The organism is Methyloradius palustris, assembly GCF_019703875.1.
GTDB classification, from domain to species: domain Bacteria; phylum Pseudomonadota; class Gammaproteobacteria; order Burkholderiales; family Methylophilaceae; genus Methyloradius; species Methyloradius palustris.
Genome location: NZ_AP024110.1, coordinates 271,203 through 294,564 on the forward strand (window position 1 = coordinate 271,203; position 23,362 = coordinate 294,564).

A 23,362-nucleotide genomic window follows, 5' to 3' on the forward strand; every position below is an offset into this window, starting at 1 on the left:
GCAGTAATGGCTGGTGTAAAACTGGCGCAGAAGTAGTACCAATATTAACTAACGGGGAGCTTAGATTTTAAGCGCTTGTACCCACCAGGAGTGAATCATGGCAAAGAAAGTCATTGGCTATATCAAACTGCAGATCCCTGCAGGTAAAGCCAACCCAAGTCCACCAGTTGGCCCAGCATTGGGTCAGCGCGGTTTGAATATTATGGAGTTCTGTAAGGCATTTAATGCTGCAACACAGAGCTTGGAACCAGGTCTGCCAATTCCAGTAGTGATTACTGCATTTGCGGATAAGAGCTTCACTTTTGTGATGAAGACGCCGCCGGCGACTATCCTGATCAAAAAAGCAGCCAAGATTGATAAAGGTTCACCACGTCCCCATACAGACAAAGTAGGCAAGATCACACGTGCACAGGCTGAAGAAATTGCCAAGACCAAAGCACCTGATTTGACCGCTGCTGATCTGGATGCGGCTGTTCGTACCATTGCTGGCAGTGCGCGCAGCATGGGCATCGTTGTGGAGGGTGTATAACATGACAACTATTTCTAAGCGTGTAGCTGCGATCAAGGCAAAAGTTGATCGTAATAAAGTATATGCAGTCGCTGAGGCTTTGACATTGGTTAAAGAAACAGCAACCGCAAAATTTGATGAATCTGTAGATGCTGTAATCAATCTTGGTATTGATGCACGTAAATCAGACCAATTGGTACGTGGCGCATTAGTCTTGCCTAATGGCACTGGCAAAAGCAAGCGTGTGGCTGTGTTCGCACAAGGTGCTCAAGCTGACGCTGCTAGAGCCGCTGGCGCTGAAGTTGTCGGCTTTGAAGATTTGGCTGAGCAAGTTAAGGCTGGTGTTATCGACTTTGATGTGGCGATTGCTACACCAGATGCAATGCGTATTGTTGGTCAGTTGGGTCAAGTATTGGGCCCACGTGGTCTGATGCCTAATCCTAAAGTTGGTACTGTTACCCCTGACGTGGCAACTGCAGTCAAGAATGCTAAGGCTGGTCAAGTGCAATACCGTACTGACAAGGGCGGCATCGTGCATTGCACCATTGGTCGTGCTTCATTCACTGTAGAGGCTTTACACGGTAACTTGGCTGCACTGGTTGATGCTTTGAACAAAGCGAAACCATCTTCTACCAAGGGTGTTTACCTGAAAAAAGTATCAGTTTCTAGCACCATGGGTGCAGGCATTCGCGTTGACCAATCTAATATTGCCTAAAGCGATAAAGATTGTCTGGTAGCTAAATAGATTTAAATGGATGTATCAGCGTAGTTTGTAATTTCAAACTGCGTTGACGAAAGACTTTGGGCTTGATGTGAATATGATTTATCGCATTCACATCAAGATCATCAAAGACCGTAGGAGCCTTAATGGAAATATCCAGAAATGGATAGAGTCAAGCAGGTTTAATCCACTGTCAAAAGTGCATGTGGGTGGTGTGCTGCAGCAGAGATCCTACGCAGATGGCGTTCCCTAAAACAGGTTTAAGTAATATTCCTGATGACAGGTCGCCGTGGTAGGTTTTGATGTTTGGCCGTGCAACAAGGCGGCTCGATATTTAAACTCAATTAACGGAAGGAGGTTGGACCTTGAGTCTTAATCTTGAAGAGAAAAAAGCAGTTGTTGCTGAAGTCAGCGAGCAAGTCTCAAAGGCACAGTCAATTATTCTTGCTGAGTATCGTGGCTTACAAGTGGGTGAAATCACCAAATTGCGAGCTGAAGCCAGAAAATCTGGTATTTACCTGCGTGTTCTAAAAAACACATTGGTACGTCGTGCTGTTGACGGCACACCGTTTTCTGCTTTGGCTAGTGAGATGGTTGGCCCATTGGTGTTCGGTATTTCTACGGACCCAGTTGCTGCGGCAAAAGTATTGAATGATTTTGCTAAAGCCAATGACAAGTTCGTGATCAAAGGTGGCGCATTGCCAAATCAAGTCATGGATGCCAAAGGCATTCAGGCATTGGCTACGCTACCAAGTCGCGAAGAATTGCTCTCTAAATTGCTCGGCACCATGCAAGCACCTATTGCCAAGTTTGTACGCACTCTTAATGAAGTGCCTTCAGGCTTTGTACGTGGTCTGGCAGCGGTTCGCGATCAAAAAGCAGCTTAATTTTAAAGTAGATTTATCTACACATTATTATCAGGAGTATTACAAATGGCATTATCTAAAGCAGACATTCTTGACGCAATCGCTGGATTGACCGTTCTTGAATTATCAGAACTGATTAAAGACTTAGAAGAAAAATTCGGCGTATCTGCAGCAGCTGTTGCTGCACCTGCAGCCGCTGGCGCTGCTGCACCTGCAGCTGCTGCAGCTGAAGAAAAGACCGAATTTGACGTTGTATTGCTTGCCGCTGGCGACAATAAAGTAAACGTGATTAAGGCAGTTCGTGAATTGACAGCACTTGGCTTGAAAGAAGCTAAAGACTTGGTTGACGGCGCTCCTAAAGCAATTAAGGAAGGCGTTTCCAAGGCTGATGCTGATGCAGCACTGAAGAAGCTTGAAGAAGCTGGCGCTAAGGCTGAAATCAAGTAATTGGTGGTATGAGCTTGTGGGCTGGCGGGCAACCGCCAGCCTTCAGCTTTTTCTAGTATCTGTAGTTTTAAGCCGTTATTTAAGCATCACATTTTAATTTATAAGACTTATTGATAGTCGTTATACAACAGCGAGTGACCCTTCGCTTTCTGTTATATACCCTCTACCCTCAGGAGATGCTATGAGCTATTCCTTTACCGAGAAAAAACGCATTCGTAAGAGTTTTGCTAAACGCGAAAGTGTGCAAGAAGTTCCTTACTTGCTCGCGATGCAATTAGAATCTTACGCTGCTTTCTTGCAAGCTAATGTATCAGTTGATAAGCGTGAAAACGCTGGTTTGCAAGCAACGTTTGCTTCGGTGTTCCCGATTGTCAGTCACTCTGGCAACGCACGTCTTGATTATGTCAGTTACCATCTGGGCCAAGAGCCGTTTGATGTTAAAGAATGCCAACAACGTGGCCTGACTTACGCTGCACCATTGCGCGTTAAAGTACGTTTGACCATCATGGACAAAGAGGCTTCAAAGCCTACCGTGAAAGAAGTCAAAGAGCAGGAAGTGTACATGGGTGAATTGCCACTCATGACCGAGAACGGCTCATTCGTCATCAATGGTACCGAGCGTGTCATCGTGTCCCAGTTACACCGTAGCCCAGGCGTGTTCTTTGAGCATGACCGCGGTAAAACTCATAGCTCAGGTAAATTGTTGTTCTCAGCTCGTATCATTCCTTACCGTGGTTCATGGCTGGATTTCGAGTTTGACCCTAAAGATTATCTGTACTTTCGTGTGGATCGCCGCCGCAAAATGCCGGTTACCATCCTGCTGAAAGCATTGGGCTATACACCAGAACAGATTCTGGAAACATTCTACGATTTGGATACTTTCCATATCAGCGCAAAGGGTATCCAGTTTGAACTGGTGCCTGAGCGTTTGCGTGGTGAAGTTGCCAAGTTTGACATTGTCAGCAAAGACGGCACCGTCGTTGTTGCCAAAGATAAACGCATTACTGTTAAGCATATTCGCGACATGGAAAAAGCTGGTATCAGCAAAATCACTGTGCCTGAAGAATTCCTGCTTGGCCGTGCATTGAGCACAGCAATCGTTGATAAAGAAACAGGCGAAGTTGTTGCCAATGCTAACGACGAAATCACTGAGTCAGTGGTTGAAAAACTACGCGAAGCCAGCGTCAGCAAGATCAACACGCTGTACGCGAATGATCTTGATCATGGCGATTACATTTCACAAACCTTGCGTATTGATGAAATTCCTGACCAATACAGCGCAAAGGTTGCGATTTACCGCATGATGCGTCCAGGCGAGCCGCCAACCGAAGATGCTGTGAATGCATTGTTTGAAGGCTTGTTCTTCAATGAAGATCGTTATGATCTTTCAGTGGTTGGTCGCATGAAGTTTAACCGCCGTGCCTTCCCTGAGCGTATTGAAGATCGCACAGCTGCTTGGTTACGTCGTTTCTATGAGAAATCTGGCGCACGTGGTGCTGAAGGTTCTGGCATTCTTTCTAACCAAGACATTCTTGCCGTAGTTGCCGTATTGCTTGAATTACGCAATGGCCGTGGCGAAATTGATGACATCGATCACTTGGGTAATCGTCGTATTCGCTCTGTTGGCGAATTGGCAGAAAACCAATTCCGCGCTGGTTTAGTCCGCGTAGAGCGCGCTGTTAAAGAGCGTTTGAGCCAAGCTGAATCAGATAACCTGATGCCGCATGATTTGATCAATGCGAAGCCAGTTTCTAGCGCGATTCGTGAGTTCTTCGGTTCTTCACAATTGTCACAGTTTATGGACCAGACCAACCCATTGTCTGAAATTACCCATAAACGCCGTGTTTCAGCGTTGGGCCCAGGTGGTTTGACCCGTGAACGTGCAGGTTTTGAAGTGCGTGACGTACACACCACCCATTACGGTCGTGTATGCCCGATCGAAACACCAGAAGGTCCAAACATTGGTTTGATTAACTCATTGGCCTTGTTCTCGCGCACTAATAAGTACGGTTTCCTTGAAACCCCTTATCGCCGTGTAGAAAACAATAAAGTCTCTGAGAAGATTGATTTCTTGTCTGCGATTGAAGAAAGCCAGTACATGATTGCGCAAGCAAACACTGAACTGGATAGCAAAGGTCAATTCCAGGAAGAGTTGGTTTCTGCTCGTTACCATAACGAATTCACGATGGCACAGCCAGACCGTGTGCAGTATATGGACGTTGCACCTAGCCAGATCGTTTCAGTGGCTGCTTCATTGATTCCGTTCCTTGAGCACGATGATGCAAACCGCGCCTTGATGGGTGCCAACATGCAGCGTCAAGCGGTGCCATGTCTGCGTGCTGAAAAAGCCGTGGTTGGTACAGGTATTGAGCGTACGGTTGCTATTGACTCAGGCACTATCGTTCAGGCACGCCGTGGCGGTATTGTTGACTATGTTGACTCAAGCCGTATCGTGATCCGTGTGCATGATGCTGAAGCATTGGCTGGCGAAGTCGGTGTGGACATCTACAACCTGACCAAGTACACCCGTTCTAACCAGAACACCAATATTAATCAGCGTCCGCTGGTTAATGTAGGTGATGTATTGGCGCGTGGCGATGTGATCGCTGACGGTGCTTCTACTGATATGGGCGAACTGGCTCTTGGACAAAACATGCTTGTGGCATTTATGCCATGGAACGGTTACAACTTTGAAGATTCGATCCTGATTTCTGAGCGCGTAGTGTCTGATGACCGCTATACCTCGATTCATATCGAAGAGCTTTCAGTGGTTGCGCGTGACACCAAGCTGGGCGCTGAAGAAATTACCCGTGATATTTCAAACTTGTCCGAGCGCATGCTGGGTCGTTTGGATGACTCTGGCATTATTTACATCGGTGCCGAAGTTGAAGCAGGTGACGTGCTGGTTGGTAAAGTAACCCCTAAGGGCGAAACCCAACTGACACCAGAAGAAAAACTGTTGCGTGCTATTTTCGGTGAAAAAGCTTCTGACGTTAAAGACACTTCACTGCGCGTGCCTTCTGGCATGAGCGGTACCGTGATTGACGTTCAAGTATTTACCCGTGAAGGTATTGACCGCGATCCACGTGCACAGCAAATTATTGATGACCAGCTTGGTCATTACAAGCAAGATCTGGCTGACCAGATGCGTATTGTTGAAGATGACGCATTTGGCCGTATTCGCCGCCTGCTTGAAGGTAAAGTTGCCACTGGCGGCCCTAAAAAGCTGAAAAAAGGCGACACCTTGAATGCTGAATATCTTGAAGATATCGGTCGTTATGACTGGTTTGATATTCGCTTGAGCGATGAAGATGCTGCACGTCAACTCGAGCAATTGAAAGACAGCTTGGCGCAAGCCCGCGTGACTTTCGACAGCAAGTTTGAAGAGAAAAAACGCAAACTGACACAAGGTGATGAATTACCACCTGGCGTACAGAAGATGGTCAAGGTTTACCTGGCTGTTAAACGTCGTATCCAGCCTGGTGACAAGATGGCCGGCCGTCACGGTAACAAGGGTGTGGTTTCCAAGATTGTTCCAGTTGAAGACATGCCACACATGGCCGATGGTACGCCAATGGACATCGTGTTGAACCCGCTAGGTGTTCCGTCACGTATGAATATTGGTCAGATTCTTGAGACCCATTTGGGTTGGGCTGCTAAGGGCCTAGGCATGCGTATCGGTGAAATGCTACGTAGCCAGACTAAAGTATCTGAAGTGCGCAAGTTTATTGACCAGATTTATAACAACAGTACCGGCAAGAAAGAGGACATCAAGTCTCTGACCGATACCGAAGTGCTTGATCTGGCTAAAAACCTTGAGCGTGGTGTGCCATTTGCAACACCAGTGTTTGACGGCGCAGCAGAATCAGACATTAAAGCGATGCTTGACTTGGCTTTCCCTGATGATGACCCGCGTACCAAACAGCTGGAATTTGCTGCTGGTAAGACACAAGTGAAGCTGATTGATGGTCGTACTGGTGAGACATTTGAGCGCCCTGTTACTGTTGGTTATATGCATGTTCTGAAGCTGCATCACTTGGTTGATGACAAGATGCATGCACGTTCAACTGGTCCTTATTCTCTCGTGACTCAACAACCGCTGGGTGGTAAAGCTCAGTTCGGTGGTCAGCGTTTCGGTGAGATGGAAGTTTGGGCGCTTGAAGCTTATGGCGCGGCTTACACCTTGCAAGAAATGCTCACGGTTAAATCAGATGATGTGTCTGGCCGTACCAAGGTTTATGAAAATATCGTCAAGGGCGAGCACAAGATTGATGCCGGTATGCCGGAATCATTCAACGTGCTGGTTAAAGAAATTCGCTCATTGGCTATCGATATTGACCTGGACAGAAACTAAGGAGATTACATGAAAGCTCTATTAGACTTATTTAAGCAGGTAACGCAAGAAGAAGAGTTTGATGCAATTAAGATTGCATTGGCTTCTCCTGAAAAAATCCGTTCATGGTCTTATGGCGAAGTCAAAAAGCCAGAAACCATTAACTACCGTACGTTCAAGCCTGAGCGTGATGGTTTGTTCTGCGCCAAGATTTTTGGCCCTATAAAAGATTACGAGTGCCTGTGCGGTAAATACAAACGTCTCAAGCATCGCGGTGTGATCTGCGAAAAATGCGGCGTAGAAGTGACGCTGTCTAAAGTCCGTCGTGAGCGCATGGCGCACATTGAACTGGCTTCACCTGTTGCCCATATCTGGTTCTTGAAGAGCTTGCCTAGCCGTCTGGGCATGGTGCTGGATATTGCACTGCGCGATATTGAGCGCGTTCTCTACTTTGAAGCATATATCGTGATCGATCCAGGCATGACCCCGCTAACCCGCGGTCAATTGCTGACAGAAGATGATTACCTAGCCAAAGTTGAAGAATACGGTGACGAATTCAATGCCGTGATGGGTGCTGAAGCTGTACGCGAATTACTGCGTACCATGGACGTCCATTCAGAAATCGAAAGACAGCGTCGCGAAATCACTGAAACTGGTTCAGAAGCCAAGATCAAGAAGATCTCCAAGCGCCTGAAAGTGCTGGAAGCATTCCAAAAATCTGGCATCAAGCCAGAGTGGATGATCCTGGAAGTATTGCCAGTATTGCCACCAGAGTTGCGCCCATTGGTGCCACTGGATGGCGGTCGCTTTGCAACTTCTGATTTGAACGATTTATATCGTCGCGTTATTAACCGTAACAACCGTCTGAAACGTCTGTTGGAATTGAAAGCACCTGAAATCATCGTACGTAACGAAAAACGTATGTTGCAGGAAGCAGTCGATTCACTGCTGGATAATGGCCGTCGCGGTAAAGTAATGACTGGCGCCAACAAGCGTCCGCTGAAATCACTGGCTGATATGATTAAGGGTAAGGGCGGTCGTTTCCGTCAGAACTTGCTTGGTAAGCGTGTGGATTACTCTGGTCGTTCAGTGATTGTGGTTGGCCCACAACTGAAATTGCATCAGTGCGGTCTGCCTAAGAAAATGGCGCTTGAATTGTTCAAGCCATTCATTTTCCACAAGCTCGAAGTATTAGGGCTTGCTACCACCATTAAAGCGGCTAAGAAGAAGGTTGAAGAGGAAGGCCCAGAAGTCTGGGATATCCTGGAAGACGTGATTCGCGAGCATCCAGTACTGCTTAACCGTGCGCCTACTTTGCACCGTTTAGGTATCCAAGCTTTCGAGCCAGTATTGATCGAAGGTAAAGCTATTCAGCTTCACCCATTAGTTTGCGCTGCGTTCAACGCCGACTTTGACGGTGACCAAATGGCTGTACACGTTCCATTGAGCCTTGAGGCGCAAATGGAAGCACGTACCTTGATGCTTGCATCAAACAACGTGCTATCACCAGCTAACGGCGAGCCTATTATCGTGCCTTCACAGGATATCGTGTTGGGTCTGTACTATATGACGCGTGAGAAGGTTAACGCACGTGGCGAAGGCATGCGCTTTGCTAACGTTAACGAAGTGCAACGTGTCTATGACGCAGGCTTGATTGATTTGCATGCCAAGGTGACTGTACGTATCAAGGAATACGAAGTTGACCTGAACGGCGACAAGCACGAGAAAATCAACCGTTATGAAACGACAGTTGGTCGTGCATTGTTGTCAGAAATTCTGCCAGCAGGCTTGCCTTTCAGCACTATTGACCGTGCGTTGAAGAAAAAAGAAATCTCTAAGCTGATTAATGCTGGCTTCCGTAAGGTTGGCATTCGCGAAACAGTTATTCTGGCTGATAAGCTAATGACCATGGGTTACACCTATGCGACACGTGCTGGTATCTCTATCAGCATCAACGATATGTTGGTGCCACCAGAGAAAGAGCAATTGATTGCTTCTGCTGAAGCTGAAGTGAAAGAAATTGAAAACCAGTATGTTTCAGGTCTGGTAACGCAAGGCGAACGCTATAACAAGGTAGTGGATATCTGGGGTCGTGCTGGCGATAAAGTCGCTGACGCCATGATGAAACAATTGCGTGAAGAGCCAGTACTCGATGCCGATGGCAATGTAACTAAAGATGCATCAGGTAAAGTCATCAAACAAGAGTCATTTAACGCCATTTACATGATGGCCGACTCTGGTGCCCGCGGTTCAGCCGCTCAGGTACGTCAGTTGGCAGGTATGCGCGGTCTGATGGCGAAACCAGATGGTTCTATCATTGAAACGCCGATTACTGCGAACTTCCGTGATGGTCTGAACGTGTTGCAATACTTTATTTCAACCCACGGTGCACGTAAGGGCTTGGCAGATACTGCGTTGAAGACAGCTAACTCTGGTTACCTGACACGCCGTCTGGTTGACGTTACCCAAGATTTGGTCGTGACCGAGCATGATTGCGGCACGATAGACGGCTTGGTTACCAAGGCCTTAGTTAAGGGTGGTGAAGTCATCGAGCCATTGCATGACCGTATTTTAGGTCGTGTAACAGCGATTGATTTGGTTAACCCTGAAACGCAGGAAGTGGTTTATCCAGCAGGTACGTTATTGACTGAAGATGAAGTTGAAAATATTGATGCGTTAGGTATTGATGAAGTCAAAGTGCGTACTGCGCTGACTTGCGATACACGCTACGGTATTTGCGCTAAATGTTATGGCCGAGATTTGGGCCGTGGCAGACTGATTAACATGGGCGAGGCTGTTGGTGTGATTGCTGCGCAATCCATCGGTGAGCCAGGCACACAGTTGACCATGCGTACCTTCCACATCGGTGGTGCGGTATCGCGCGCGGCTTCTATTAGCCAGGTTGAAGGTAAATCAAACGGTGTTGTGCGATTTACATCAACCATGCGTTATGTAACCAATGCGCGCAATGAACAAGTGGTGATTTCACGTAATGGTGAAGCCATGATTCAGGACGAAAATGGTCGTGAGCGTGAGCGTCATAAAGTACCTTACGGCGCAACCTTGCAATTGCTTGACGGCAAAACCGTTAAGGCAGGCCAGGCATTGGCAACATGGGATCCACATACCCGTCCAATCATTACCGAATATGCAGGTAAGATTAAGTTCGAAAACGTGGAAGAAGGCATCACTGTTGCGAAGCAGATTGATGATGTAACTGGTTTGTCATCACTAGTCGTTATTGATCCTAAGCAACGTGCTGGTCAATCCAAGGGCCTGCGTCCGCAAGTTAAATTGTTGGATGCAAATGGCGTGGAGGTGAAGGTTTCTGGTGGCGAAACACCAGTGAACATTACCTTCCAACTGGGTTGCATCATTACAGTGAAAGATGGTCAAGAGGTTGGTGTGGGTGAAGTGCTTGCACGTATCCCACAAGAATCTTCTAAGACCCGCGATATTACTGGTGGTCTGCCACGTGTAGCTGAATTGTTTGAAGCTCGCTCACCGAAAGATGCTGGCTTGCTGGCTGAAGTGACGGGTACTGTATCTTTCGGTAAAGATACCAAGGGTAAGCAACGTCTGGTCTTTACAGATCTTGATGGCATTACCCATGAATATCTGATTCCTAAAGATAAGCACGTGACTGCACATGATGGCCAAGTGGTTACCAAGGGCGAAAGCATTGTGGACGGCCCAGCCGACCCACAAGATATTCTGCGTTTGCAAGGCCGTGAAGCATTAGCACGCTACATCATTGATGAAGTACAAGACGTTTATCGCTTACAAGGTGTGAAGATCAACGATAAGCACATTGAAGTGATCGTGCGTCAAATGCTACGTCGTGTACGTGTGTCAGATGCGGGTGAAACCAACTTTATCCTGGGCGAGCAAGTTGAGCGCGCAGACCTGTTGGCAGAAAATGAACGCGTGACGGCTATCAACAAGCGTCCTGCAAGTTTTGAGTATGTGTTGCTGGGTATTACCAAGGCTTCACTCTCAACAGATTCGTTCATCTCTGCCGCATCCTTCCAGGAAACAACGCGTGTTCTTACCGAAGCTGCAATTCTGGGCAAACGTGATGAATTGCGTGGCCTGAAAGAAAACGTAATTGTCGGTCGTTTGATTCCTGCCGGTACTGGACTTGCTTACCACGAGACGCGTAGACGTCAAGCGGCAGGCACAGATGCAGCACCTTCAGTCATTGAAGCAGCCGAGCCAGAAGTGGCGCCAGTAATAGAAACAACGGGTGATGCTGAAGTTGCTTAGCAACAGTTAGCTTGACAATACATGTAACGCTTAATAGAATGCTGAGTTTTCCGGGATGGCGACTTCGTCATCCCGTAATTTTTAGCGGTTAAAATATAAAGGCTAAAGGTTATGCCAACCACCAATCAGTTAGTGCGCAAGCCGCGCCAAAAAGTAGTCACCAAGAGCAAAGTACCAGCGCTTGAAAGTTCACCACAAAAACGTGGTGTATGTACACGTGTTTACACAACCACGCCTAAAAAGCCAAATTCTGCTTTGCGTAAAGTCGCTAAAGTACGTTTGACTAATGGTTACGAAGTAATTAGTTACATCGGTGGTGAAGGCCACAACCTGCAGGAGCACTCTGTTGTGCTATTGCGCGGTGGTCGTGTAAAGGATTTACCAGGCGTTCGTTACCACATGGTACGCGGTAGCTTGGATACTGCTGGCGTGAAAGATCGTAAGCAGTCACGTTCTAAATACGGCGCTAAGCGTCCTAAAGCTGCTTAATAGCAGCTCTATATAGTTAAAGAATCGAGAAAGTCATGCCAAGACGTAGAGAAGTCCCCAAGCGCGATATTTTGCCGGATCCAAAATTTGGAAGCCAAGAAGTATCGAAATTCATCAATGTGCTGATGACTGGCGGTAAGAAGTCAGTTGCTGAGCGTATTTTGTACGGTGCATTTGACCAAGTGTCTACCAAGAGCGGCAAAGATGCGCTTGAAGTGTTCACTTTGGCGATCAGCAATCTTCGCCCAGTCGTTGAAGTTAAGAGCCGCCGTGTAGGTGGTGCTAACTATCAAGTGCCAGTTGAAGTGCGTCCAAGCCGTCGTAGTGCTTTGGCGATGCGTTGGTTGCGTGATGCTGCCCGTAAGCGTGGTGAAAAATCTATGGGTCTGCGTTTGGCTGCTGAGCTGGTTGAAGCATCTGAAGGCCGTGGCTCTGCAATGAAGAAGCGTGAAGAAGTGCACCGTATGGCTGAAGCCAACAAAGCATTCTCGCATTTCCGCTTCTAATCAAATTTTAAGTAAAAGGTAATTCTTGTGGCTCGTATAACTCCCATCGAACGCTATCGTAATATTGGTATCAGTGCGCACATTGACGCCGGTAAAACGACGACAACTGAACGTATTCTTTTCTATACTGGCGTAAACCATAAAATCGGTGAAGTGCATGATGGCGCTGCCACCATGGACTGGATGGAGCAAGAGCAAGAGCGCGGTATTACCATTACTTCAGCTGCTACTACCTGTTTCTGGAAGGGTATGGCTGGCCAGTTTGAACAGCATCGTATCAACATTATTGATACCCCAGGTCACGTTGACTTCACTATTGAAGTTGAGCGTTCTATGCGCGTCTTGGATGGCGCCTGTATGGTCTATTGTGCTGTGGGTGGCGTGCAACCGCAATCTGAAACTGTATGGCGTCAAGCCAACAAGTACAAAGTGCCGCGTCTGGCATTCGTAAACAAGATGGACCGCGCTGGTGCAAACTTCTTGAAAGTTTACGATCAGATGCGTACACGTCTAAAAGCAAACCCAATTCCATTGCAATTGCCGATTGGCGCTGAAGAAAAATTCGAAGGTGTTGTCGATCTAATCAAGATGAAAGCAGTGTACTGGGATGATTCGTCTCAAGGCATGAAGTTCGACTATCGCGAAATTCCTGAAGAGATGAAGGCTGAATGCGATAAGTGGCGCGAGAACATGATTGAAGCCGCTGCTGAAGCCAATGAAGAGTTGATGAATAAGTACCTTGAAGAAGGTAATCTTTCTGAAGAGGAAATTCTGGCAGGTCTTCGTCAGCGTACCATTGCGTTTGAAATTGTGCCGATGATGTGTGGTTCGGCTTTCAAAAACAAGGGCGTGCAGGCGATGTTGGACAAAGTCATTGAGTTGATGCCAGCACCAACCGATATTCCTCCAACTAAAGCGCAAAACGGCAAGGGCGAAGAAATTCGTCTTAAGGCTGCTGATGATGAAAAGTTTGCTGCATTAGCATTCAAGATCATGACTGACCCATTTGTTGGGCAACTGATTTTCTTCCGCGTTTACTCGGGTGTTGTTAAAGCTGGCGACAGTGTTTACAACGCAATTAAAGGCAAAAAAGAGCGTATTGGCCGTATTGTGCAAATGCATGCGAACACACGTGAGCCTCTAGAAGAAGTTCGTGCGGGTGATATCGCTGCTGCAGTTGGTCTTAAGGATGTAACTACTGGTGATACCTTGTGTGGTCTGAATGAAGAAATCATTCTTGAGCGCATGATATTCCCTGAGCCGGTGATTCATGTGGCTGTTGAACCTAAGACCAAGGCTGACCAAGAGAAGATGGGTGTTGCACTCAATCGCTTGGCACAAGAAGATCCTTCGTTCCGTGTGAAGACTGATGAAGAAACCAACCAGACCATTATTTCTGGTATGGGTGAGTTGCACCTTGAAATTCTAGTTGATCGTATGAAACGCGAGTTTGGCGTTGAGGCAAACGTTGGTGCGCCTCAAGTGGCTTACCGTGAAGCGATTAAGAAGAAGGTTGAAGTTGAAGGCAAGTTCGTTAAGCAATCTGGTGGCAAGGGTCAGTATGGCCACGTTTGGTTGATGATGGAGCCGAACGAGCCAGGTAAGGGCTTTGAATTCATCGACCAAATCAAGGGTGGTACTGTTCCACGTGAATTCATCCCTGCTGTTGAAAAGGGTTTGAGGGAAACGATTCCTAGCGGTATCTTGGCTGGCTTCCCAGTGGTTGATGTAAAAGTGACGCTTTTTGACGGTTCTTACCATGACGTTGACTCGAACGAAAACGCCTTTAAGATGGCGGCTTCGATTGGCTTCAAGGATGGTATGCGCAAGGCGGATCCAATTCTGCTTGAGCCTATGATGGCCGTAGAAGTGGAAACGCCTGAAGACTACATGGGTGATGTGATGGGTGACTTGTCTTCACGTCGTGGCATGATCCAAGGCATGGATGACAATGCAACTGGCAAGGTGATTCGTGCTGAAGTGCCATTGGCTGAGATGTTTGGTTACTCAACCGTTGTGCGTTCGTTGTCACAAGGTCGTGCAAGCTATAGCATGGAATTCAAGCATTACTCAGAAGCACCGAGAAACGTGGCAGAAGCCATCATTAACAAGAAATAACATTAAACTTATATATTCTGTTGAATTAAGTTAGATAGATAAAGGAAAAAGAACATGGCAAAAGGTAAATTTGAGCGGACAAAGCCGCACGTTAACGTAGGTACGATTGGACACGTTGACCATGGCAAGACCACATTAACAGCAGCGATCACCACCATTCTGTCAAAGAAATTTGGTGGCGAAGCCAAGGCATACGACCAGATCGATGCAGCTCCAGAAGAAAAAGCACGTGGTATTACTATTAATACCGCCCACGTTGAATATGAAACTGCTAACCGCCACTACGCACACGTAGACTGCCCAGGCCACGCTGACTATGTAAAAAACATGATCACTGGCGCTGCTCAAATGGACGGCGCAATTCTAGTATGTTCAGCTGCTGACGGCCCAATGCCACAAACCCGCGAACACATCCTCTTGGCACGCCAGGTTGGTGTTCCATACATCGTAGTCTTCCTGAACAAGGCAGACATGGTTGATGACGCAGAATTGTTAGAGTTGGTCGAAATGGAAGTACGTGAGCTTCTGGACAAGTATGAATTCCCAGGTGACGATACCCCAATCATTCACGGTTCAGCCAAGCTCGCCCTTGAAGGTGACCAATCAGAAATCGGCGAACCAGCCATCCTGAAATTGGCTGAAGCATTAGATACCTACATCCCTACGCCAGAACGTGCTATTGACGGCACCTTCCTGATGCCAGTAGAAGACGTATTCTCAATCTCAGGTCGCGGCACTGTAGTGACTGGCCGTATTGAGCGTGGCATTGTTAAAGTCGGTGATGAAATTGAAATCGTTGGTATCAAACCAACCCTCAAAACCACCTGTACTGGTGTTGAAATGTTCCGCAAACTGCTAGACCAAGGTCAAGCAGGTGACAACGTAGGTGTTCTGCTACGCGGTACCAAGCGTGAAGAAGTTGAACGTGGCCAAGTATTGGCTAAATCAGGTTCAATCAAGCCACACACCAAGTTCGCAGCTGAGATCTATGTGTTAGGTAAAGATGAAGGTGGTCGTCATACCCCATTCTTCAATGGTTACCGCCCTCAGTTCTACTTCCGTACGACAGACGTGACTGGCGCAGTTGAATTGCCAGCAGGTACTGAAATGGTGATGCCAGGTGATAACGTGTCCATCACTGTTGCATTGATTGCCCCTATCGCCATGGAAGACGGCTTACGCTTCGCGATTCGTGAAGGTGGTCGTACCGTTGGTGCTGGTGTCGTCGCTAAGATTATTGAATAATTTGTAGTAATTTAAAACGGCAGGTGGTTTTTAACCCCTGCCGTTTCGTTCTTTGGTAAATCGCTCTTTAAGGAAATAAAAATGGCAGCTCAGAAAATTCGTATTCGCCTCAAAGCATTTGACTATCGTTTGATCGATCAGTCAGCTTTGGAAATCGTAGAAACTGCAAAGCGTACAGGCGCTGTTGTAAAGGGCCCGATCCCATTGCCAACACGTATTGAACGTTTTGACATTCTGCGTTCACCACACGTGAACAAAACTTCACGTGACCAGTTCGAGATTCGTACCCATTTACGTTTAATGGACATCGTTGATCCTACAGATAAAACAGTTGATGCGTTGATGAAGCTTGATCTTCCAGCAGGCGTGGATGTAGAAATTAAGTTGTAATTAGTAAGTTGTACTGAAAGTCTAGTTGTAAAAGTAATGAGTGTTCGGTATAATCCGCCCCTCGTATGAAAACAGGTCGGTCAATTGTAATCGACCCTTTAATTATTATAAGGAAATGATCATGAGCTTAGGGCTTATTGGTCGCAAGGTGGGCATGACCCGCATTTTTACTGATGAAGGCGAAAGCATTCCAGTAACCGTGCTTGAGGTTGTACCTAACCGCGTGACGCAGGTGAAAACACTTGCAACTGACGGCTACTCTGGCCTTCAACTCGCGCATGGCACACGCCGTGCGAGCCGTGTCACTAAAGCACTTGCCGGGCATTATGCCAAGGCTGGCGCTGTGGCTGGTTCAGGTATTCAAGAATTCCCAGTTTCTGAAGGCGAAGCTGTTAACTATGCAGCTGGTGCCCAATTAACCGTAGAATTGTTCCAAGAAGGTCAAATTGTTGACGTGACTGGTACATCTATTGGTAAGGGTTTCGCAGGCGCTATCAAGCGTCACAACTTCAGTTCAAATCGTGCATCTCATGGTAACTCCAAGTCACACAATGTGCCTGGGTCTATCGGTATGGCGCAAGATCCAGGTCGTGTATTCCCTGGTAAGCGTATGCCTGGCCATTTGGGCGCAATCAAAACCACTGTGCAAAATCTGCAAATAATACGCGTTGATGTTGAGCGTAACCTTTTGTTGATTAAAGGTGCAATTCCAGGCTCTAAGGGTGGCGACGTTGTTGTACGTCCTGCTGTTAAAGTCCGCGTTAAGGCAGGTGCATAATGGAACTCAAATTAATTGATCAAAACGGTAAGCCAGCTAAAAGTGGTTTAGAAGTTTCAGAAATCACGTTTGGTCGTGAATTCAATGAAGCGCTAGTCCATCAAGTTGTTGTTGCTTATCAAGCAAATGCTCGTACAGCTACACGTGCCCAGTTGGGTCGTGGCAATGTAAGCCACACGACACACAAGCCATGGAATCAAAAAGGTACTGGTCGTGCACGTGCTGGTATGAGTTCTAGCCCAATCTGGCGTGGAGGCGGTCGCGCTTTCCCTAATAGCCCAGATGAAAATTTCAGCCATAAAGTAAACCGTAAGGTTTACCGTGCTGGTTTACGTTCTATCCTTTCTGAGTTGGTTCGTCAGGAACGTTTGAGCGTGGTTGCCGAATTCAGTGTTGAATCACCAAAGACAAAATTACTGGTTGAGAAAATCAAGGGTTTTGGCTACACAGATGGCGTATTGGTCCTGGTGGATGGTTTTGATGAAAATCTTTACCTATCATCACGTAACCTGACCAATGTGTTAGTGATTGAAGCGCAATATGTTGATCCAGTCAGCCTTGTTCGTTTCCCTAATGTGATTGCAACCACAGGTGCAGTTAAGAAACTTGAGGAGTTGCTAGCATGAGCGCATTAACAGCAAGTCAAGATCGTTTGTTGCAAGTCATTCTTGCTCCACAAATTACAGAAAAAGCCACTCGTATTGCTGACAAAAATCAGCAAATCGCATTCAAGGTGCGTACTGATGCAACAAAGCCAGAAATTAAGGCGGCCGTTGAGTTGGTATTTAAGGTTGAAGTTGAAGCCGTTACCGTTGCGAACGTGAAGGGTAAGGTTAAACGTGCGGGCCGTGTATTGGGTCGCCGTAAGGACTGGAAGAAAGCTTATGTAAGCTTGAAGCCAGGTCAAGAAATTAACTTTGCAGCGGGCGAATAGGAGAAATCATGGCACTAGTTAAAGTAAAGCCAACTTCACCTGGCCGTCGCGCCGTAGTGAAAGTTGTAACACCTGATTTATATAAAGGTAAGCCACATGCGCCTTTGCTGGAAAAGCAAAGCAAAAAGGCTGGCCGTAATCACAATGGTCACATTACCATTCGCCATCAAGGCGGTGGTCATAAGCAGCATTATCGTCTGGTGGATTTCCGCCGCAATAAAGATGGTATTCCAGCTAAAGTTGAGCATATTGAATACGATCCAAACCGCAGCGCACACATTGCATTGTTGGTTTATGCGGATGGTGAGCGTCGTTACATCATTGCTCCACGTGGCGTTGCCGCTGGTGCGCAACTGGTAAGTGGTTCTGATGCGCCTATCAAGGCAGGTAACGCATTGCCGTTACGTAACATCCCAGTGGGTAGCACTATTCATTGTATCGAGTTGCAGCCTGGTAAAGGTGCGCAAGTTGCTCGTTCAGCAGGTACTTCAGTGCAGCTGTTAGCACGTGAAGGCAGCTACGCTCAATTGCGTTTGCGTTCTGGTGAAGTGCGTCGCGTACATGTGGATTGCAAAGCAACCATCGGTGAAGTGGGTAATGAAGAGCATTCATTGCGCTCAATCGGTAAAGCTGGTGCGATGCGCTGGCGTGGTGTTCGTCCAACCGTTCGCGGTGTGGTAATGAACCCAGTAGATCACCCGCACGGTGGTGGTGAAGGTAAGACTGCTGCTGGTATGAATCCAGTTAGCCCATGGGGTACGCCAACCAAGGGTTATCGTACACGTCGCAACAAGCGCACAGATAACATGCGTGTTGCTCGTCGTCCTGCGAATAAGAGGTAATCAATATGGCACGTTCAGTTAAAAAAGGTCCATTTATCGATGGTCACTTGGCTAAAAAAGTAGAAGTTGCTGCTGCAGCGAGAGATCGCAAACCAATTAAGACTTGGTCACGCCGTTCTACCATTTTGCCTGATTTTATCGGTTTGACGATCGCGATTCACAACGGTAAGCAGCACATTCCAGTGCTGATTTCAGAAAACATGGTTGGCCACAAACTCGGCGAATTTGCTTTGACTCGTACTTTTAAGGGTCATGCAGCCGACAAGAAGGCTAAGAAGTAGGAGTATGACGATGAAAGTATCTGCAGTATTAAAAGGTGTTCATCTGTCTCCGCAGAAAGCACGTCTGGTCGCCGATTTGGTGCGTGGTAAGAAAGTTGATTACGCGCTGAATATTCTGAATTTCTCACCTACCAAAGGTGCTGAGATTATCAAGAAGGTTGTTGAATCAGCGATTGCTAATGCCGAGCATAATGAAGGTGCTGATATCGATGAGTTGAAAGTGCTTTCAATTTATGTTGATAAAGGTGTTGTCCTCAAGCGTATTCGTGCTCGTGCTAAAGGTCGCGCAGGCAAGATTATTAAACCAACCAGTCACATCACTGTGACAGTCGGTAACTAAAGGAATCGATATGGGTCAAAAAATACATCCGTTTGGTTTCCGTCTGAGTGTCCAGAAAAACTGGTCATCACGTTGGTATGCCAATAGTAAAAATTTCCCGGCAATGCTGAATGGCGATATCAAGGTTCGCGAGTTTCTTAAGAAGAAGCTTTCACATGCCGCAGTAAGCAAGATCATTATTGAGCGTCCTGCCAAGAATGCAAAAATTACGATTTACAGTGCGCGTCCTGGCATTGTGATTGGTAAGAAGGGTGAAGACATCGAGTCTTTACGCTCAACTCTGCAAGGTTTGATGGGTGTGCCAGTACATCTGAACATCGAAGAAGTGCGCAAGCCTGAAATCGATGCAACGTTGATCGCTGAAAGTATTGCTCAACAGCTTGAAAAGCGTGTGATGTTCCGTCGTGCAATGAAGCGTGCAATGCAAAATGCAATGCGTTTAGGTGCGCAAGGTATCAAGATCATGAGCGCAGGCCGTTTGAACGGTATTGAAATCGCTCGTACAGAATGGTATCGCGAAGGCCGTGTGCCATTGCATACACTCCGTGCTGATATTGATTATGGCGTAGCTGAAGCTAAAACCACCTACGGTATTATTGGTATCAAAGTTTGGGTATTTAAGGGTGAAGTGTTTGGTAACAAGGCTGAATTGCCTGCTGTTGCTGCCGCCGAGCCGGAAAAGAAAGTAAGAAAGCCAGGGGCGAAAAATGCTGCAGCCAGCTAGACAAAAATATCGGAAGATGCAAAAGGGCCGTAACAAAGGCATTGCAACAACCGGCAACAAAGTAAGTTTTGGTGAATACGGCCTTAAAGCGATTGGGCGTGGTCGTTTGACTGCGCGCCAAATCGAAGCTGCGCGTCGTGTGATGACACGTCACATCAAGCGTGGTGGTCGTATCTGGATTCGTATTTTTCCTGATCAGCCGATTTCTAAGAAGCCAGCTGAAGTGCGTATGGGTAATGGTAAAGGTAGTACCGAGTACTACGTTGCTCAGATCCAGCCAGGAAAAATGTTATATGAAATGGACGGCGTGAGCGAAGAGCTTGCGCGTGAAGCGTTCCGTTTGGCAGCTGCGAAATTGCCAATCGAAACTACTTTCACTACCCGTCATATTGGGAGCTGAACATGAAAGCAACCGAATTAAGAAATAAGTCTGTAGATGAATTGAATGGCGAATTGATTGAGTTGCGCCGTGCGCAATTTTCTCTTCGTATGCAATTGGCTACACAGCAACTAAACAAAGTGGATCAAGTAAAGAAGACTCGTCGCGATATCGCTCGTGTACGTACTGTGCTTGCTGAAAAATCCAAGGAACAAGCCAAATGAGTGAAAATCAAACAGCTAAAGTCGTACGCTCGTTGAGCGGACGTGTTGTCAGTGACAAGATGGATAAAACCGTCACAGTGCTTGTTGAGCGTAAAGTAAAACACCCATTGATCGGTAAGGTTGTGCGTCGTTCTAATAAGTTTCATGCGCATGACGAAACAAACGAATGCAAAGAAGGTGATTTGGTTGTTATTGAAGAAAGCCGTCCGCTTTCAAAGACCAAAACTTGGCGTGTAAGCAAGATCGTAGAAAAAGCACGTGTTATCTAATAAGCATTGCGTTGTTGGTTTAATGCAATTATAATATTGGACTTTTCGGCGCCCTTGTAATTGACTGGTTCTAGTAATTAGTTGAAAGCAAATAAAGCTGGCGCCCCAATACTGACCGTGGTCTATCGGCCGTATTTATAACGGCTGGTGTTGGTTTAACGGATTAAGTTGGAGATTATTCTCATGATTCAAATGCAATCTCGGCTAGATGTTGCCGACAATACTGGTGCGCGTTCTGTTATGTGCATTAAGGTGTTGGGTGGCTCAAAGCGTCGCTACGCTGGTATCGGTGATGTCATTAAAGTGACTATTAAAGATGCTGCTCCACGTGGCCGCGTTAAAAAAGGCGAAGTCTATAGCGCAGTTGTTGTTCGTACTGTAAAAGGTGTTCGTCGTCCAGACGGCTCTTTGGTTAAGTTCGACGGCAACGCAGCAGTCTTGTTAAACAATAAGCTAGAACCGATTGGTACCCGTATTTTCGGGCCAGTGACACGTGAGCTTCGCGGCGAGCGTTTCATGAAGATCGTTTCTTTGGCCCCTGAAGTATTGTAAGGAGCTTTAGATGAGTAAGATTCGCAAGGGCGATGAAGTCGTCCTCAATACTGGTAAAGATAAAGGTAAGCGCGGCACCGTGTTGCGTGTACTAGAAACTGGCCATGTATTGGTTGAGGGTGTCAACGTTGTTAAGAAACATGCTAAGCCAAACCCTATGAAGGGTGTAACTGGCGGCATTATCAATAAAGAAATGCCTGTTGATGTTTCTAATGTTGCTTTGTTTAACCGTGCCACCCAAAAAGGTGACCGCGTAGGCTTCAAAACGCTAGATGATGGACGCAAAGTTCGCGTGTTCAAATCAAGCGATGAAGTTGTTGACGCTTAAGGACTAATCATGGCTCGTTTAAAAGATTTTTATAATGAAACTGTGGTCAAGAATTTGACTGAGCAGTTTGGTTACACATCAGTAATGCAAGTGCCACGTATTGAAAAAATTACCCTGAACATGGGTGTTGGCGAAGCGGTTGCTGATAAGAAAGTAATGGAAAATGCAGTTGGTGATATGGAAAAGATTGCTGGTCAAAAAGCAATTGTAACCAAGGCTAAGAAGTCTATCGCTGCATTTAAGATTCGTGATGATTATCCTGTAGGTTGCAAGGTGACATTACGTCGTGAACGTATGTACGAGTTCTTGGACAGGCTGGTAACAGTGGCTATTCCACGTATTCGTGACTTCCGTGGTATTTCCGCTAAGTCTTTTGATGGGCGCGGCAATTACAACATGGGTGTAAAAGAGCAGATTATTTTCCCTGAAATCGAATACGACAAGATTGATGTATTGCGTGGGATGAATATCACTATTACAACTACCGCTAAAACTGACGAAGAAGCCCGTGCTTTGCTTGCTGCGTTTAGTTTCCCGTTTAGGAACTGAGGGTCTTATGGCTAAATTATGCCTGATTGAGCGCGAGCAAAAGCGTCGCGACACAGTAAAAAAATATGCAGCTAAACGTCTTGCGTTAACCGCAATCGTTAATGATGTAAATGCTTCTTCAGAAGATCGCCGTGATGCGCGTTCGAAGTTGCAAAGTTTGCCACGTAATTCAAGCCCAGTGCGTTTGCGTAATCGCTGCGCACTGACAGGCCGTCCACGTGGTGTATTCAGTAAATTTGGTATTGCGCGTAGCAAGTTGCGCGAGTTGATGATGCGTGGCGAAGTGCCAGGCGTCACCAAAGCTAGCTGGTAACGGAGGGTTAAACGATGAGTATGAGTGATCCGATTGCCGATATGCTAACCCGCATTCGTAATGCGCAAAGCACCAACAAGCCAGCAGTTTCAATGCCTGCATCTAAAGTAAAGCTTGCTATTGCAGCTGTACTTAAAGATGAGGGTTACATTGATGATTTTGCTGTGCAAGATGTTGAAGGTAAACCGCAATTAAATATCAGCCTTAAGTACTATGCTGGTCGTCCTGTTATTGAGAAGATTGAGCGCATTAGCCGCCCAGGTCTACGTGTATACAGAGGCAACCAAGATATTCCTAAGGTAATGAATGGGCTTGGCGTGACCATTGTGTCTACGTCCAAGGGTGTAATGACTGATCGTAAAGCGCAGGCTGCCGGTGTCGGCGGTGAGTTGCTTTGCGTTGTGGCTTAAGGAGCAACTATGTCTCGTGTAGCTAAAAATCCAGTCGCCATTCCTGCAAAAGTTGAAGTGGTTTTAAACGCTGGCAATATTTCTGTAAGCGGCCCATTAGGTAAGTTGACTCATCCACTAACTGGCGTTGTAAAGCTGGCGCGTGAGGGTGAAACAATTACATTCGTGGCTGAAAATGATAGCCAGCATTCACGTGCAATGTCTGGCACTCTGCGCGCACTAGTGGCCAATATGGTTCATGGTGTATCGCAAGGCTTTAGCCGCAAGCTTACTTTGGTAGGTGTTGGTTATAAGGCGCAAGCGCAAGGCACCACATTGAATTTAGAGTTGGGTTATTCACATCCGATCAATCACAAAATGCCTGAAGGCGTGACTGTGCAAACACCAACGCAAACAGAAGTATTGTTGACTGGTGTTGATAAGCAGGTGATAGGTCAGGTGGCCGCGCAAATTCGTTCGTATCGTGCTCCAGAGCCATATAAGGGCAAGGGTGTACGTTATTCAGACGAAGTGGTCATCATTAAAGAAACCAAGAAGAAATAGGTTCAGT

28 protein-coding genes are annotated in these 23,362 nt (G+C 46.7%); all 28 read left to right on the forward strand.

The window, feature by feature from the left end; genetic code table 11:
• Positions 1–97: 97 nt before the first annotated feature.
• Positions 98–529, forward strand: coding sequence for a 50S ribosomal protein L11 (rplK, locus tag ZMTM_RS01420; RefSeq protein ID WP_221764571.1), 432 nt, complete (start codon positions 98–100; stop codon positions 527–529).
• Between the two features lies 1 nt (position 530).
• A complete protein-coding gene (gene rplA, locus ZMTM_RS01425; RefSeq protein ID WP_221764572.1) occupies positions 531–1,223 on the forward strand; it encodes a 50S ribosomal protein L1 in 693 nt (230 codons plus the stop codon).
• 103 nt (positions 1,224–1,326) lie between these two features.
• Positions 1,327–1,482: a hypothetical protein gene (locus tag ZMTM_RS01430; protein WP_221764573.1), complete on the forward strand. Its 156-nt coding sequence runs from the start codon at positions 1,327–1,329 to the stop codon at positions 1,480–1,482.
• 112 nt (positions 1,483–1,594) lie between these two features.
• Entirely contained in the window at positions 1,595–2,116 is a 522-nt protein-coding gene (gene rplJ, locus ZMTM_RS01435; protein WP_221764574.1) for a 50S ribosomal protein L10, read from the forward strand.
• Positions 2,117–2,161: 45 nt separating this feature from the next.
• Positions 2,162–2,542, forward strand: a complete 381-nt coding sequence (rplL, locus tag ZMTM_RS01440) for a 50S ribosomal protein L7/L12 (RefSeq protein WP_221764575.1) — start codon at positions 2,162–2,164, stop codon at positions 2,540–2,542.
• Positions 2,543–2,723: 181 nt separating this feature from the next.
• On the forward strand, positions 2,724–6,896 hold the full coding sequence (gene rpoB, locus ZMTM_RS01445; protein ID WP_221764576.1) for a DNA-directed RNA polymerase subunit beta: 4,173 nt from the start codon (positions 2,724–2,726) through the stop codon (positions 6,894–6,896).
• Positions 6,897–6,905: 9 nt separating this feature from the next.
• Complete coding sequence (gene rpoC / locus ZMTM_RS01450) at positions 6,906–11,141, forward strand: DNA-directed RNA polymerase subunit beta' (RefSeq protein ID WP_221764577.1); 4,236 nt, start codon at positions 6,906–6,908, stop codon at positions 11,139–11,141.
• Between the two features lie 111 nt (positions 11,142–11,252).
• On the forward strand, positions 11,253–11,630 hold the full coding sequence (gene rpsL / locus ZMTM_RS01455) for a 30S ribosomal protein S12 (RefSeq protein ID WP_221764578.1): 378 nt from the start codon (positions 11,253–11,255) through the stop codon (positions 11,628–11,630).
• 35 nt (positions 11,631–11,665) lie between these two features.
• Positions 11,666–12,136 (forward strand): 30S ribosomal protein S7, encoded by a 471-nt coding sequence (gene rpsG, locus ZMTM_RS01460; RefSeq protein WP_221764579.1) that lies wholly within the window; start codon positions 11,666–11,668, stop codon positions 12,134–12,136.
• Between the two features lie 27 nt (positions 12,137–12,163).
• Positions 12,164–14,254 (forward strand): elongation factor G, encoded by a 2,091-nt coding sequence (fusA, locus tag ZMTM_RS01465; RefSeq protein WP_221764580.1) that lies wholly within the window; start codon positions 12,164–12,166, stop codon positions 14,252–14,254.
• Between the two features lie 54 nt (positions 14,255–14,308).
• Positions 14,309–15,499 (forward strand): elongation factor Tu, encoded by a 1,191-nt coding sequence (tuf, locus tag ZMTM_RS01470; protein ID WP_221764568.1) that lies wholly within the window; start codon positions 14,309–14,311, stop codon positions 15,497–15,499.
• An 81-nt stretch (positions 15,500–15,580) separates the two neighbouring features.
• The gene (gene rpsJ / locus ZMTM_RS01475; protein ID WP_221764581.1) at positions 15,581–15,889 is read left to right on the forward strand and encodes a 30S ribosomal protein S10; all 309 of its coding nucleotides are present in this window, start codon (positions 15,581–15,583) and stop codon (positions 15,887–15,889) included.
• A 121-nt stretch (positions 15,890–16,010) separates the two neighbouring features.
• Positions 16,011–16,667, forward strand: coding sequence for a 50S ribosomal protein L3 (gene rplC / locus ZMTM_RS01480; protein WP_221764582.1), 657 nt, complete (start codon positions 16,011–16,013; stop codon positions 16,665–16,667).
• A complete protein-coding gene (rplD, locus tag ZMTM_RS01485; protein ID WP_221764583.1) occupies positions 16,667–17,293 on the forward strand; it encodes a 50S ribosomal protein L4 in 627 nt (208 codons plus the stop codon). Before rplC ends, rplD begins: the two co-directional genes overlap by 1 nt.
• Positions 17,290–17,601 (forward strand): 50S ribosomal protein L23, encoded by a 312-nt coding sequence (gene rplW / locus ZMTM_RS01490; protein WP_221764584.1) that lies wholly within the window; start codon positions 17,290–17,292, stop codon positions 17,599–17,601. The genes rplD and rplW overlap by 4 nt, the downstream gene beginning before the upstream one ends.
• Positions 17,602–17,609: 8 nt before the next feature.
• Positions 17,610–18,443, forward strand: coding sequence for a 50S ribosomal protein L2 (gene rplB, locus ZMTM_RS01495; RefSeq protein ID WP_221764585.1), 834 nt, complete (start codon positions 17,610–17,612; stop codon positions 18,441–18,443).
• A 5-nt stretch (positions 18,444–18,448) separates the two neighbouring features.
• The gene (gene rpsS, locus ZMTM_RS01500; protein WP_221764586.1) at positions 18,449–18,724 is read left to right on the forward strand and encodes a 30S ribosomal protein S19; all 276 of its coding nucleotides are present in this window, start codon (positions 18,449–18,451) and stop codon (positions 18,722–18,724) included.
• Positions 18,725–18,734: 10 nt separating this feature from the next.
• On the forward strand, positions 18,735–19,064 hold the full coding sequence (rplV, locus tag ZMTM_RS01505; protein ID WP_221764587.1) for a 50S ribosomal protein L22: 330 nt from the start codon (positions 18,735–18,737) through the stop codon (positions 19,062–19,064).
• A 10-nt stretch (positions 19,065–19,074) separates the two neighbouring features.
• A complete protein-coding gene (rpsC, locus tag ZMTM_RS01510) occupies positions 19,075–19,788 on the forward strand; it encodes a 30S ribosomal protein S3 (protein WP_221764588.1) in 714 nt (237 codons plus the stop codon).
• Positions 19,772–20,188 carry a 50S ribosomal protein L16 gene (gene rplP, locus ZMTM_RS01515; protein ID WP_221764589.1) on the forward strand — a complete coding sequence of 139 codons (417 nt, stop codon included), beginning with the start codon at positions 19,772–19,774 and terminating at the stop codon, positions 20,186–20,188. Before rpsC ends, rplP begins: the two co-directional genes overlap by 17 nt.
• Before the next feature lie 2 nt (positions 20,189–20,190).
• Positions 20,191–20,391: a 50S ribosomal protein L29 gene (rpmC, locus tag ZMTM_RS01520; protein ID WP_221764590.1), complete on the forward strand. Its 201-nt coding sequence runs from the start codon at positions 20,191–20,193 to the stop codon at positions 20,389–20,391.
• Complete coding sequence (rpsQ, locus tag ZMTM_RS01525) at positions 20,388–20,660, forward strand: 30S ribosomal protein S17 (protein ID WP_221764591.1); 273 nt, start codon at positions 20,388–20,390, stop codon at positions 20,658–20,660. The genes rpmC and rpsQ overlap by 4 nt, the downstream gene beginning before the upstream one ends.
• A gap of 183 nt (positions 20,661–20,843) precedes the next feature.
• Positions 20,844–21,212 carry a 50S ribosomal protein L14 gene (rplN, locus tag ZMTM_RS01530; protein WP_221764592.1) on the forward strand — a complete coding sequence of 123 codons (369 nt, stop codon included), beginning with the start codon at positions 20,844–20,846 and terminating at the stop codon, positions 21,210–21,212.
• A 10-nt stretch (positions 21,213–21,222) separates the two neighbouring features.
• Complete coding sequence (gene rplX, locus ZMTM_RS01535) at positions 21,223–21,540, forward strand: 50S ribosomal protein L24 (protein ID WP_221764593.1); 318 nt, start codon at positions 21,223–21,225, stop codon at positions 21,538–21,540.
• Between the two features lie 9 nt (positions 21,541–21,549).
• Complete coding sequence (gene rplE / locus ZMTM_RS01540; protein ID WP_221764594.1) at positions 21,550–22,089, forward strand: 50S ribosomal protein L5; 540 nt, start codon at positions 21,550–21,552, stop codon at positions 22,087–22,089.
• 7 nt (positions 22,090–22,096) lie between these two features.
• Complete coding sequence (rpsN, locus tag ZMTM_RS01545) at positions 22,097–22,402, forward strand: 30S ribosomal protein S14 (protein WP_221764595.1); 306 nt, start codon at positions 22,097–22,099, stop codon at positions 22,400–22,402.
• Positions 22,403–22,416: 14 nt separating this feature from the next.
• A complete protein-coding gene (gene rpsH / locus ZMTM_RS01550) occupies positions 22,417–22,812 on the forward strand; it encodes a 30S ribosomal protein S8 (RefSeq protein WP_221764596.1) in 396 nt (131 codons plus the stop codon).
• A 9-nt stretch (positions 22,813–22,821) separates the two neighbouring features.
• Positions 22,822–23,355, forward strand: coding sequence for a 50S ribosomal protein L6 (rplF, locus tag ZMTM_RS01555; protein WP_221764597.1), 534 nt, complete (start codon positions 22,822–22,824; stop codon positions 23,353–23,355).
• Positions 23,356–23,362 lie beyond the last annotated feature (7 nt).